Source organism: Halomonas elongata (assembly GCF_029081005.1).
In the GTDB taxonomy this organism is placed as follows: domain Bacteria; phylum Pseudomonadota; class Gammaproteobacteria; order Pseudomonadales; family Halomonadaceae; genus Halomonas; species Halomonas elongata_B.
In genome coordinates, this window is sequence record NZ_JAJQTQ010000032.1 from 1 (window position 1) to 12,209 (window position 12,209).

Annotated in this window: 12 protein-coding genes; 5 read left to right on the plus strand and 7 right to left on the minus strand. The window is 64.2% G+C overall.

The window, feature by feature from the left end; genetic code table 11:
- Nucleotides 1-281 precede the first annotated feature (281 nt).
- Together LU493_RS17200 and rlmM are read left to right on the plus strand one after the other, a co-directional pair.
- Nucleotides 282-1,862, plus strand: coding sequence for a BCCT family transporter (locus LU493_RS17200; protein WP_275289034.1), 1,581 nt, complete (start codon nucleotides 282-284; stop codon nucleotides 1,860-1,862).
- 134 nt (nucleotides 1,863-1,996) lie between these two features.
- Nucleotides 1,997-3,061 carry a 23S rRNA (cytidine(2498)-2'-O)-methyltransferase RlmM gene (gene rlmM, locus LU493_RS17205; protein ID WP_428994580.1) on the plus strand — a complete coding sequence of 355 codons (1,065 nt, stop codon included), beginning with the start codon at nucleotides 1,997-1,999 and terminating at the stop codon, nucleotides 3,059-3,061.
- A gap of 34 nt (nucleotides 3,062-3,095) precedes the next feature.
- Here rlmM and LU493_RS17210 read toward each other — a convergent pair whose 3' ends face one another.
- On the minus strand, nucleotides 3,096-3,383 hold the full coding sequence (locus tag LU493_RS17210; protein WP_275289036.1) for an antibiotic biosynthesis monooxygenase family protein: 288 nt from the start codon (nucleotides 3,381-3,383) through the stop codon (nucleotides 3,096-3,098).
- A gap of 44 nt (nucleotides 3,384-3,427) precedes the next feature.
- On the opposite strand from LU493_RS17210, the gene tusA reads away from it, so the two are divergent.
- A complete protein-coding gene (gene tusA / locus LU493_RS17215) occupies nucleotides 3,428-3,679 on the plus strand; it encodes a sulfurtransferase TusA (protein ID WP_275289037.1) in 252 nt (83 codons plus the stop codon).
- 165 nt (nucleotides 3,680-3,844) lie between these two features.
- Here tusA and LU493_RS17220 read toward each other — a convergent pair whose 3' ends face one another.
- From LU493_RS17220 to LU493_RS17230, 3 genes are all read right to left on the minus strand, one after another.
- Nucleotides 3,845-4,546, minus strand: a complete 702-nt coding sequence (locus tag LU493_RS17220; RefSeq protein WP_275289038.1) for a hypothetical protein — start codon at nucleotides 4,544-4,546, stop codon at nucleotides 3,845-3,847.
- 176 nt (nucleotides 4,547-4,722) lie between these two features.
- On the minus strand, nucleotides 4,723-5,718 hold the full coding sequence (locus LU493_RS17225; RefSeq protein ID WP_275289039.1) for a DUF3080 family protein: 996 nt from the start codon (nucleotides 5,716-5,718) through the stop codon (nucleotides 4,723-4,725).
- A gap of 25 nt (nucleotides 5,719-5,743) precedes the next feature.
- Complete coding sequence (locus LU493_RS17230) at nucleotides 5,744-7,198, minus strand: MATE family efflux transporter (protein WP_275289040.1); 1,455 nt, start codon at nucleotides 7,196-7,198, stop codon at nucleotides 5,744-5,746.
- Between the two features lie 368 nt (nucleotides 7,199-7,566).
- On the opposite strand from LU493_RS17230, the gene LU493_RS17235 reads away from it, so the two are divergent.
- Complete coding sequence (locus LU493_RS17235; protein ID WP_275289041.1) at nucleotides 7,567-8,130, plus strand: elongation factor P hydroxylase; 564 nt, start codon at nucleotides 7,567-7,569, stop codon at nucleotides 8,128-8,130.
- Nucleotides 8,131-8,136: 6 nt separating this feature from the next.
- Here LU493_RS17235 and LU493_RS17240 read toward each other — a convergent pair whose 3' ends face one another.
- Together LU493_RS17240 and LU493_RS17245 are read right to left on the minus strand one after the other, a co-directional pair.
- Entirely contained in the window at nucleotides 8,137-8,616 is a 480-nt protein-coding gene (locus tag LU493_RS17240) for a hypothetical protein (protein ID WP_275289042.1), read from the minus strand.
- A 2-nt stretch (nucleotides 8,617-8,618) separates the two neighbouring features.
- Nucleotides 8,619-9,506 carry a TatD family hydrolase gene (locus LU493_RS17245; RefSeq protein WP_275289043.1) on the minus strand — a complete coding sequence of 296 codons (888 nt, stop codon included), beginning with the start codon at nucleotides 9,504-9,506 and terminating at the stop codon, nucleotides 8,619-8,621.
- Nucleotides 9,507-9,620: 114 nt separating this feature from the next.
- On the opposite strand from LU493_RS17245, the gene LU493_RS17250 reads away from it, so the two are divergent.
- Nucleotides 9,621-11,564 carry an ATP-binding cassette domain-containing protein gene (locus LU493_RS17250; protein WP_275289044.1) on the plus strand — a complete coding sequence of 648 codons (1,944 nt, stop codon included), beginning with the start codon at nucleotides 9,621-9,623 and terminating at the stop codon, nucleotides 11,562-11,564.
- Nucleotides 11,565-11,666: 102 nt separating this feature from the next.
- Here LU493_RS17250 and LU493_RS17255 read toward each other — a convergent pair whose 3' ends face one another.
- Nucleotides 11,667-12,128 carry a universal stress protein gene (locus LU493_RS17255; RefSeq protein WP_275289045.1) on the minus strand — a complete coding sequence of 154 codons (462 nt, stop codon included), beginning with the start codon at nucleotides 12,126-12,128 and terminating at the stop codon, nucleotides 11,667-11,669.
- Between the last annotated feature and the right edge of the window lie 81 nt (nucleotides 12,129-12,209).

Here is a 12,209-nt window from a genome sequence, read left to right on the forward strand (position 1 = left end):
GCAGTGAAACCGCTCAGCGCCGATGGTAGTGTGGGAGTTCCCATGCGAGAGTAGGTCATCGTCAGGCACTTACATCAAAAAAATCCCTCGGGCCTTCCCGGGGGATTTTTTTATGTAGGGCTCGTGATACTCGGTCCTTCCTTCCGGTCTTTTTTCGTTTCCGCTATCCACTTACGGCCGCAGCATGTCCGGCGGTGGCTCCATATTCATCCTTCCCGGCTGAATGACACTCTCGCTAGCAAGAGGAGGCAGGTCCGTTGAGGGCCAGGCCATCATCACGCATGAGCAAGATGCAGACCAACGACGACACTCGATCCACCCGCGGGCTTGGCGACCCACTGGTACTCGCCCTGAGTGTGGGCTTCATACTGGCGTTCATCGCCTTGTCGCTGTATGACATCGACATGGTGGCGGAGGGCGTCTCTGCCGGGTTCGCCTGGACCGCCAAGACCCTGGGCAGCTATTTCCAGTTGCTGCTGCTGTTGACCTTCCTGGTTGCCATGGGCCTGGCGTTCACCCCGGCGGCGAGCGCCAGAATCGGAGGTCTCGAGCGCCCCGAGCTGAGTACCTTCAAGTGGCTCTCGATCATCATGTGTACCCTGCTGGCGGGAGGTGGCGTCTTCTTCGCTGCCGGGGAGCCGGTCTATCATTTCATCGTGACGCCGCCGGCCTTCGAGACCGAGGCAGGAACGACGGAAGCGATCGCAGGCGCCCTGGCGCAGTCCTTCATGCACTGGGGGTTTCTGGCCTGGGCCGTGCTGGGCTCCTTGACCGCCGTGGTGCTGGCTCGGGCGCATTATGACGAGGGGCATCCCTTGCAGCCTCGTACCCTGCTGATGCCGGTGCTGGGCAAGCGGCTGGTGAGCGGCTGGCTGGGCGGCGTCGTCGACGCCTTGTGCGTGATTGCCGTGGTCGCCGGTACCGTGGGCCCGATCGGTTTTCTCGCCACCCAGGTCAGCTTCGGACTGCATGAGCTATTCGGCTTGCCGGAAGGCTATGGCACGCAACTGATCATCCTGGCGGTACTTGGTGGTGTCTATGTCACCTCGGCTGTCACGGGGATTCATCGGGGGATCCAGCTCCTCAGTCGTTTCAATGTCTTCTTGGCATTGGCCATCGCTTCGGTGATTTTCATCTTCGGGCCGACGCTGTTCCTGGTCGATGCCTATACCCAGGGCTTCGGGGAATACCTTTCCTCGTTCTTCACCATGGCGACCATGACCTCGCAGACGGCGCCCGATTGGTGGATGCAATGGTGGACGGTGTTCTTCTTCTCCTGGTTCATCGGGTATGGCCCCTTGATGGCCATCTTCGTGGCCCGTATTTCCCGGGGACGGACCATTCGCCAGATGATCCTTGCCGTTGCGGTCATGGCGCCGATCGCCACGACCGTCTGGTTCACCTTGATGGGCGGCTCGGGCATCCATTATCAACTGACCGGCGCCATCGAGCTTACCGAGGCCTTGAACAACTTCCAGTTCGACGTGGCGACCCTGACGGTGGCCCAGGCCTTGCCTGGCGGTCCCCTGATGGCCCTGGCCGTGCTGGTACTGACGACGATCTTCGTCGCTACCACAGGCGACTCGATGAGTTATGCCATCTCGGTGGTGGGGTCGGGACATGATGAACCCAACGCCCTGATCCGCGCCTTCTGGGGCATCACCATGGCGCTGATGGCGGCGATTCTGCTGCACATGGGAGCGGGACAGATCGGTGCTCTCCAGCAGTTCATCGTGATCACCGCCATTCCGGTGTCGCTGGTACTGTTGCCGTCACTGTGGACGGGGCCTCAGGCGGCACGTGCCATGGCGATGGAACAGGGCCTGCTCGGCGATGACCGCTGCTCCGACCCGGCTCGGTGACGCAACGTCGTCCCAGCAGGGCTCGGCCTGCTAACATATCGGCTTCGCGGATCCACCGTCCCGGCAGGGGCGGCGGTTCCATGGCTTCGGGCAGGTAGGGAAGCCTTCCGATCAGAGGAGTCCCGTCGTTGAAGATCGTCCCCAACGAGCTGTTGCTCTATTGTCGCCCCGGCTTCGAAGCCGATCTGGCGGCAGAGGTGCTGGAGAAGGCCGCTTTGTCCGGTATCGGCGGAGCCCCGCGCTTCGAGCGTGGCGGGGGCCATGTGCGTTTCGAGGTGGCCGATGGGCGCCCCGCCAACGAATTGCATCGTGCCCTTCCTCTTGCGTCACTGGTCTTCGCGCGACAGAGCCTGGTGGCCCTGCCACCATTGAGCCTCGATCGTGCGGATCGGCTGGGTGCCATCATGACACAGGCTCGAGACAGCGGCTGGAGCTGCGAGGCGATCTGGCAGGAAACACCGGATACCAACGAGGCCAAGGCGCTGGCGGGGTTGATCAAGTCACTCAAGCGACCGCTGGAAGCGCAATTGCGCAAGGCCGGGGTACTGCGTCGCAAGGCGGGAGGGCGGCGCCTGCACTTGCTGTGGAGTGACGGCGATCGGGTGCAGCTGGGCATGAGTTTTCCCGGTAATCGCAGCGAGCAGCTCGGCGGCATTCGTCGCCTGCGCTCCCCCTCTCGAGCGCCGAGCCGCTCGACGCTCAAGCTCGAGGAGGCCTGGCACGAGTTCGTGCCGGCAGAACAGTGGCCGGCACGGTTGAGTGACGGCATGCAGGCGGTCGATCTCGGCGCCGCCCCGGGGGGATGGACCTGGCAACTGGTTCAGCGGGGCATGCAGGTCTTCGCCATCGACAATGGGCCGATGGATCCTGACCTGATGGCATCCGGCCTGGTGGAGCATCTGCGTGAAGACGGTTTTGTCTGGACGCCGCCGGCACGCCTGGACTGGCTGGTCTGCGACATCGTCGACAAGCCATCCCGGGTGATCACCATGGTCGAGCGTTGGCTCACGCGACGCTGGTGCCGCGAGGCGGTGTTCAATCTCAAATTGCCCATGAAACGTCGCTGGGAAGCGGTTTCAGAAGGCCTGGCGCACTTGTCGGAATCCCTGGGGAGCGCCGGGGTGAGGGCCGAGATCGGCTGCCGCCACCTTTACCATGATCGCGAAGAGGTGACGGTGCACGTGCGCCTGCTTGATTGAGAGAGATCAACCGATGATGCTGGCTGTCGTCGGGTCACTGACTCGGTTCGTAGATGCGGATGCGCTCTTCTTCGGTCAGCAGGGGTTGCAGGCGTTGCATGGCTCTGGCGCGATGCTCGCTGTTGACCCATTCTTTCCAGGCGCGCATGTCTCGCCATTTGGTGATCACCAGGCGCCGGTCGCTGTGCTCCATCTCGACCAGGGTCTCACCGCTGACGAAACCCGATGCGCCAAGCGATTGGCGTATGGCCTCGCGAGCGGCTGCCTCGTATTCTTCTTCGAGTCCGGGCATGATACGACGCTCGATAATGACCTTGATCATCCAGCCACTCCCTATGTTTGCTCTTCGACACGATGAGGTTATCGATGGTTGATTCTGCGGATTCCCTTCCGAGCTGTCATGCAGAACTGGATACGACGGGGCTCTACTGCCCGGAACCGATCATGTTGATGCACAACAAGGTGCGCGACATGCAGGCGGGCGAGGTCCTCAAGGTGATCGCCAGCGATCCGGCGACCACCCGGGACGTTCCCAAGTTCTGTGGCTTCCTCGGTCATGACTTGCTGCATCAGTACGAAGAGGAAGGGCATTACCTTTATTTCATTCGCCTTGGCTGAGAGGGTGTCTACAAAATGCCTACACTCGGCAATACGGCGTTGAAATTGACCTCAAAATGCTCATTTACCCATCGTAAATTGCGCTTTTTCACTCAATTTCGCCTTGTCTTGCCTTCGTTCGCCTGTTTTGTAAACACCCTCTGAGTGGCAGAGCACTGCGCCTAGCTATTGTTCGGCGTCAGGCATGACCATCAACGCCAGGGCCTCCAGGGTGGCGGGGTCCTCCCGTCGGATACGGTTGGCGATCTGGCGCTGGAAGAAATAGACCACGCGATGGCGGCTATGGCCGGTATACAGGCAAGGGTCGCCGGGCAGGACCGGCGTGGAGTCGATCAACTGCTCGTCGGCGAGCAAGGCTTCCACGGCGCCATCGCTGTACAGCCGCCAACCGAAGACCTGCTTCAATTGCCAGGGAGCGTCGCTGTCGTCCATGCACAGCGCATGGGTACCCTGGGTCTCGGGTAGCTGCTGGATCAGGGTCGGCTCGCTGGTTGCCTCATAGTCGAAGTAGGCCGCGGCCTGTTCGAGCTCGAACACCTTGTGGTCCGGTGCCTCCTCGAACAACTCCTCGGTCTCCGGATCGCGATACCCGATGAAGTGCCCATGTTCGGGATCCTCGAGGCGCTCGCAGGGCGTGAGGCTTTCCATCCAGGGGACCAGGCCAATGACATGGCCATCTTCCCTGAGTCCCCAGGCGAGCAGCGGCATGCCGTAATAGGCATCGGGCTCGGAGGGGAGCTGGTAGACCATTTCCAGGCCATCCAGCTCCGGTGAGAGGCGGATCAGGCGTCGCCTGGCCTCCTGGCGTTGGCGCATGGCGTCCAGATCGATGACCTGGGCGGGGCGCGGTGACAGCGGGATACCCATGAAGTCCCTCCTGCTGCTGCGTGGTCACGTCATTGGCATGGGAGGGGGTTGGCGATGTGGCAGGCATATCCGGTGCCCTTGCCATATCGCGGCATCCCCCTGGCCAGTCGGCAGCGCACAACGTCACTGTTCTTCCATCAATAGCACAGAGTGATGATCCCGTTAAGCCCTGGCCGTCATCGGCAGCGTTTTATCAGTCGCTGGCGGAGCGCCTGGTGTCGTTCTCGGGCGGTGACCATTGCCGACCATGGCGCGTCCGGGTTGTCCAGAGAAAGCCAACGATGTCGGTAGTCGGCAATCGCCGACGGGGGTTCAAGCGGATGGGCATCGAGCAAGTCACGCATGGCGCTCAGCCAGCGGGCCGACTGGTCTTCGAGCCGTGTCAGCCAGCGATTCAGTGACGCCATGTCGGGAAGGGGCGGGGCTGTCTCCGGTGCATGGCAATCTTCGGCACGGGCCAGCGTCGTCTCGAGCAGCGCCGAGGCTTCCGTCAGGCGCTGTTCGGCCAGCAGCAGGGCGCGCAGCAGCTCGGCCGTCAAGGGACGCTGACGCAGGGTGTTCAGGTGACCTTCCAGGGTGGCGGAATCCGGTGTCCAATCCGGATCGAACTGATGCAGCGTCGCTTCGCGCAGGTAGGCGAGGGCAGGCAATTGCTCGTTCACCGCGTCCAGGGCGTCCGGCGGCAGCGGCGAGCTCGCTCGCGAGAAACTGTCGGCCCATTCGCTCGAATCGAAGAGCGCGTTCCAGCTGGCACGGGGCAGGCGTTCGGTCTTGAGCTGCGTCAGTCGCGCCAGGCGTTGGCGGTCGTCAGCGTCGAGGGCGTCCGGTACGTCAGTGTTCCAGCAGTCGCTGAGACGCCGCCAGAGCTTGAGCTCGTAGAGCCAGCGCTGGCTGGGGGCGGCGACACGGCCCAACTGATTGTTGCGCCTGGCGACCAGATTGCTGATGTGGCAGCCGCGCAGGGCATAGACGTCGAGCAGACTCTGGCGAATTTCCTCGAGGGGGAAACGTCGCGCCTGGCGTTCCGGGAAGGCACCGATATTATCCGGCGTGGCGGGCTCCGGTGGCGAGAGCTCCAGGCTTGAGGCGAGACGTTGCTGATAATCCTGCAGGCGTTGGTCGGCCGCGCCATCGGCGCAGCCGGTGAGCCAGACGGTCAGCAGCAACGCCACAAGGGGGGATCGCCGCCATCGTGTATCAGGTCGAGGTATCGGGGATCTCGTCGTCGCCACGTGCCACCGCCTTGCTGCGTCGTCGCAAGCGTTCTCCCAGCAGAATGGCGGCCACCGTCAGGCCGGCGATCAGGCCGGTCCAGTAGCCATGCACGCCCATGGGCGGCACGACGTCGAACAGCCCGTACACGCCCAGCCAGTGGCCGCCACCGAGGCCCACCAGCCAGTAGGCCACCATGGTGATCAGCATGATCACGCGGGTGTCCTTGTAGCCGCGCAGGGCGCCGGCCAGGCTGACCTGCAGGGAGTCGGAAACCTGGTAGATCATGGCCAGGCCGATCAGCGACAACGTCAGTTGCTGGACGGCGAGATCGTGCGTGTAGAGCTCGATCACGGGGCCTGCCGTCAGCCACAGTATCAGGCTGTTGAGCAAGGCCACCACCAGGGCGATCAGGATGCCGTTCCAGGCGACCAGGCGGGCGCTGCCCGGCCGCCCCTGGCCGAGGGTATTGCCGACCCGGACCGTGAGGGCCATGCCCAATGACAGGGGAAGCATGAACAGCAGTCCGGTGTAGTTGAGCGCGACCTGGTGCGCGGCCACGGTCACCTCGCCGAGGCTGGCGATGAACAGCGCGATCAGCGTGAACAGCGTGACCTCGACGAAGATCGCCACGCCGATGGGGACCCCGACATGGAGCAGTTCGCCGATCAGGCGCCAGCGTGGAGGCGCCGGCTTGCACCACAGCTCGACGTCGCCATAAGCCCGGCTGCGACGGGTGTAGGCGGCCATGGTCAGGCCCATGACCCACATGGAGAGAGCGGTGGCGATGCCGCAGCCCATGGCACCCAGCGCGGGCAGAGCCTGCAGCGGGGCCGGCAGCGCGTCGCCGAGCAGGGCCGTCAGGCCCTCGCCGCCGTAGATGAGGACGTAGTTGCTGGGGACGTTGACGGCGAGCCCGACCAGACTGATCCACAGTGCCGGGCGCGTGTGGTTCATGCCATCGGAAAAGGCGCGCAGCGTCTGGAAGATCGCCACGCCGGGCATGCCGAAGCCGACCGCCGCCAGGTAGCCGGCGGAGCGTCGGGCGACTTCGTCGGGTACATCCATGGCCGCGAAGATCGGCATGACCGCCGTCCATAGCAGCAAGGCCGACAGGATCCCCAGGCCGAGGCCGATCCACAGGGCCTGGTGGACCTGAATGCGGATCCCCGCGCGCCGTCCGGCGCCGAGCAGGTGGGCCACTACCGGCGTCAGCCCCATCAGGGTGCCGGTCATGAACAACATCAGCGGCATCCACAGGCTGGAGCCCACCGAGACCGCCGCCAGGTCGGTAGCACTGAGGCGGCCCGTCATCATCACGTCCACGACGCTCATGCCGGCCTGGGCGAGCTGGGCGCCGCAGATGGGCAGGGCGAGACGGATCAAGGGGCCGGTGTCGCGGCGTGACACCTCGCGCAAATCGGTGATGAATCCAGCCACGGTTGATGCTCCATGCGAATAGGAAAACACTGCTTAAATGCCTGCGCATGCAAATCGCTTCGCTATAGCCGCCATCCCTGGCGGCTACCCTGCGGGCCCGTCTAAAGACGGTTCAAATTCGCTCCTGGCGAATTTGTGCGCGGTGCTCGAAAGCTCGCCTAACCTATTGTTATGTCTCGCTTCCTTTTCTCCGTGCGCCTTGCGCTTCACTATGCTCGGCGATTTATTCAGCGCTTCCATAACGGAAAGCCCCGGGCGTCATTGCATACGGGGAAGCTGCCCAGTCTATCAGCGCATGTCGGTTTTCGCCCCCGGCGGTGACTCGCTATACTGCGTCATCGCCATGCCCCCACCGCCCTGGAGTTCGTGTGACGCACCGTCTCGACGATGTCATCGCCCTGTTCGACGGCCTCTTCATGCCGAGTCATGGCACCCGCCTGGTGCGTGGTGACGACGAGCCGATCTATCTGCCGGCCGACGCCTCGAGCCCCTGGCATCGGGTGATCTTTGCCCATGGCTTCTATGCCAGCGCTCTGCACGAGATCAGCCACTGGTGTATCGCCGGCGCGCAGCGACGCCAGCTGGAGGATTACGGCTACTGGTACCAGCCCGATGGTCGGGATACCGGCCAACAGCGCGAGTTCGAGTCGGTGGAGGTAGGGCCCCAGGCCCTGGAGCTGCTGTTTTCCCGGGCCTGCGGATTGCGGTTCAACGTCAGTGTCGACAACCTCGGCGGTGAGGCGGAGGTCGATCGTGACGCCTTCCGGTCGCGAGTCGAGGCACGGGCCGCACGCTATGAGGCGGAGGGCCTGCCGCGCCGCGCCGAGGCCTTTCGTGCAGCCCTCTCCGCCTTCTACGGTGAGGGTGCCTCGCTCGAGGCGGCGCTGGCAGTGGGACGTGAATGCCTGGAGAAGGCGTCCGAGCCCGCCTGAAATGGTTCAGGCGTCTTCGTTGATTCTCAGGTGCAGGGCGAGCATCACCTGGATCTCTTCTTCGGGGCGTAGCGGCTCGAGTCCCAGTTCACCGAACATGTCGCCTCTGGCACGGGCCCATTCCCCGGGCGCCAGGCCGTTGTAGAGGCTCTCCGCGGGAGCCAGCTCGACGAACGGGTCCAGCCCATAGGTCTCGAAGAGTCGTGACAGGGCGGCCTCGTCGTCACCGACGCCGGCAGTGTAGAGCGTGGCGTTGAAGTGGTCGGTCTCCAGCTCGCGGATGACGTCCAGGGGACTCACGCCCATGCTGTTGAGTTCCTCCAGGCTGTAGTCGCCCAGCGAAACGAGTTCGTCCTCGAGCCAGTCGCTGTCCGGCTGGATCAGGGTGTGCTTGACGCGGCCATCCGGCAGGGTCCAGGCGACGGATAGCGGCAGGTCTCCGTCATTACCGGTCTCGATGGCAATGAAAGCGGGCAGCTCATCCATGGTCAGTGCCCCTCCTCGAGGGCAGGGTGGTGGTCGTCCGCCGCATCGAGCCGAAAGAAGCGGCGAGCGGTCGCGGTGGTGGCCCGAGCCAGCTCGTCTTCCGTCAGGCCACGCCAGTGGGCGATCTCGCGCACGATCCACGGCAGCAGTGCCGGCTCGTGGCGTCTGCCCTTGAGTCTGGCAGGTAAATTGCGCGGCAGCAGGTAAGGGCAGTCGGTTTCCACCATCAGGCGCTCCAGGGGGATGTCGCCGACCAGTTCGCGCAGGTGATGGCCACGGCGCTCGTCGCACAGCCAGCCGGTCAGGCCGATGTGCAGGTCCAGATCGAGATAACCGTGCAGCGCGCGGCGTTCCCCGGTGAAGCAATGCACCACCGCTCGGGAGATGTCGTCGCGCCAGGCATGCAGGATATCGTGCAGGCGCGCACCGGCATCGCGTTCATGGATGAACAGCGGCAGTCCGCTTTCGGCGGCGAGGCCGAGCTGGGCCTCGAAGGCGCGCTCCTGCTCGGCGGGCGTGGAAAAGTTGCGATTGAAGTCCAGGCCGCATTCTCCCACCGCGACGACCTCGGGGCGGCGATGCAGCTCGCGCATGCTGGCTTCCAGTGAAGGCGACCATTCGCTGGCGCCATGGGGGTGCAGGCCGGCAGTGGCGTAGAGGCCGGCATGGTCGCGGGCCAATGCCGCTGCCTGCTCGGCGTGCTCGCGGTCCGTGCCGGTCAGGATCAGGGATTCGACGCCGGCTTTCCGGGCGCGGTCGAGGGTCGCACCCAGGTCCCGAGCGAAGCTCGGGTGGGTCAGGTTGGCGCCGATGTCCACCAGTGGCGCCGGTGAGTGGAATCTCAACGCCTCGGGCAGGCCATCGTCGCGGAGTTCGGTGGTATCGGCCAAGACGGCATCCTCCTGTACAGCGGTCGCGTATTGTACCCGGCGAGGACGGGATGGGGCCACGTCGTAGCGGTCATACGTTACACTAGCGCCCTCGATGAACCTGGAGGTGTGTGAGTGACCCTGCTACGTCTGGAACGGCTGCAACTGGCCTATGGTCCCCAGGTGCTTCTCGATGGTGCCGATCTGGTGCTGGAAAAGGGCGAACGCCTGGCGCTGGTGGGCCGTAACGGCACCGGCAAGTCGACCCTGCTCAAGCTGGTGGCCGGCGAGATCACCCCCGATGGCGGTGACATCTGGCGCGCCCCGGGGCTCAAGATCGGCGTGCTGGCCCAGGAACTGCCCGATGCCACCGGTGCGACCATCTTCGATGTGGTGGCTCAGGGACTGCCCGAGGCCGGTGAGCTGCTGTCCGAGTATCATCATCTGGTGCAGGCCGACGACCCCGACATGTCGCGCATGGCGCAACTGCAGAGCCGTATCGAAGCGATCGATGGCTGGTCTTTCCATCAGCGTATCGATGTGGTGCTGACGCGGCTCGGGCTACCGGAGGACGCCGAGATGTCCGGGCTCTCCGGTGGCTGGCGGCGGCGGGTAGCGCTGGCCCGCGCCCTGGTCGCCGAGCCCGATCTGCTGCTGCTCGATGAGCCGACCAACCACCTCGACCTGGACACTATCGCCTGGCTGGAGGAGCAACTCTCCGCCTTCAATGGGGCGGTATTGTTCATCACTCACGATCGGGCCTTTCTGTCGCGGCTGGCCACGGCGATTCTCGAGCTCGACCGTGGACGACTGGGGCGTTATCCCGGGGATTACGTCAAATACCAGGAACAGAAGACCCACGAGCTGGAAGTCGAGGCGCGCGAACACGCCGAATTCGACAAGAAGCTGGCCCAGGAAGAATCCTGGATCCGGCAGGGCATCAAGGCACGGCGAACCCGCAACGAAGGACGCGTGAGAGCCCTGGAACAGATGCGCCGCGAACGGAGTGAACGCCGCGAGCGCCAAGGGCGAGCCAATCTCGCTGTGGACAGCGGCGAGCGCAGTGGCAAGCGGGTCGTCGAGCTGGAGAAGGTGACACAACGCTTCGGCAACGACGTGGTGATCGACGACTTCAGCATCGAGATACAGCGCGGTGATCGAATCGGCTTCATCGGTCGCAACGGTGCCGGCAAGACGACCCTGCTCAAGATCCTGCTCGGCGAGCTCGAGCCCAGCGAGGGGAACGTGCGGGTCGGCACCAAGTTGCAGGTGGCCTATTTCGATCAGCTGCGTGCCGGGCTCGAGCCGGAAAAGACGGTCTATGAAAACGTCGCCCAGGGGAGCGATCGGGTCGAGGTCGGTGGCCGCGATCGTCATGTGATGAGCTATCTGCAGGACTTCCTGTTCACCCCGGAGCGGGCTCGGCAGCCGGTCAAGGCGCTCTCGGGCGGCGAATCCAATCGCTTGCTGCTGGCGCGCTTGTTCACCCAGCCGGCCAATGTGCTGGTGCTCGACGAGCCGACCAACGACCTGGATGTCGAGACCCTGGAGCTGCTCGAAGAGCTGCTGTTGAGTTTCGACGGTACCCTGTTGCTGGTCTCCCATGACCGAGCCTTCATGGACAATGTGGTGACCAGCGTGCTGGCCTTCGAAGGCGAGGGAAGGGTACGCGAGTACGTGGGGGGCTACAGCGACTGGGTGCGTCAGGGGGGCAAGTTGCCGCCGGCGCCCTGGGAAGGGGCCGCACGGCAACGGGCCGAACCGGTGGCCGACGTCGAGACCGCCGGGTCACGCAAGCCGTCGGAGGCCCCGTCGACGCCGGCCGCATCGCCGGCGCCCGGGCGGGTCAAGCTTTCCTACAAGCTGCAACGCGAGTTGGATGGCCTGCCGGCGGAGATCGAGCGCCTCGAGAACGAGGTGGCCGAGTTCGAGCGTCAGGTGGGCGATCCGGCGTTCTATCAGCAAGACCCCGACACCGTTACCGCGACCCTGCAAGCGTTGAACGACAAGCAGGCCGAACTGGACTCGGCCATGGAACGGTGGATGGAGCTGGAGGCGATGGCAGCGGGGGAGGCGTAAGCAGCGATTCGCAGCGGTCCCCGACGACGGTCAACCGGGCTTCGCTCGGAACGCGAAGCCCTCGCTTTCACTCGTTGTGATGCATCGACCCTCGGGGCGAGATTACTCGGCGCTTTCCTCGCCATCCTCGCTGGTGCCGACGCGCACGGCCAGGACATCGCACTTGGCGCCGTGCAGCACACCGGTGGAGGTGGAGCCCAGCAGGAGAGCGAAGCCGTGGCGTCCATGCGAGCCGACCACGATCAGATCGACCTTCTGGTCATCGGCGAAGCGGTGGATCTCGGTATCGGGCATGCCGACCATGACGTGCTGGTTGTCGCGGGGCACATGGTCGTCGGCGATCTCGGCGAGACGCTGTTTGGCGTGTTCGTCGAGCTGGTCCTGGATGCTGGTGAGATCCATCGGGATATCGCCGCCATAGGCGAAGCCGAGTGGCTCGAGGGTGTGCATGATGGAAAGCTTGGCATGGTTACGGTCGGCGATATGCATCGCGCGTTCCAGAACCTTCTGGGAGTCCTTGGTCAGATCGACGGCGACCAGGATATGGCGGTACTCGTTGCTCATGTTGCATTCTCCGCAGCGGTGTCCAACGGTGTTGGTGACTGCCTTCCACTTTAGGATGCCAGGGGTGACAAGACAACGACT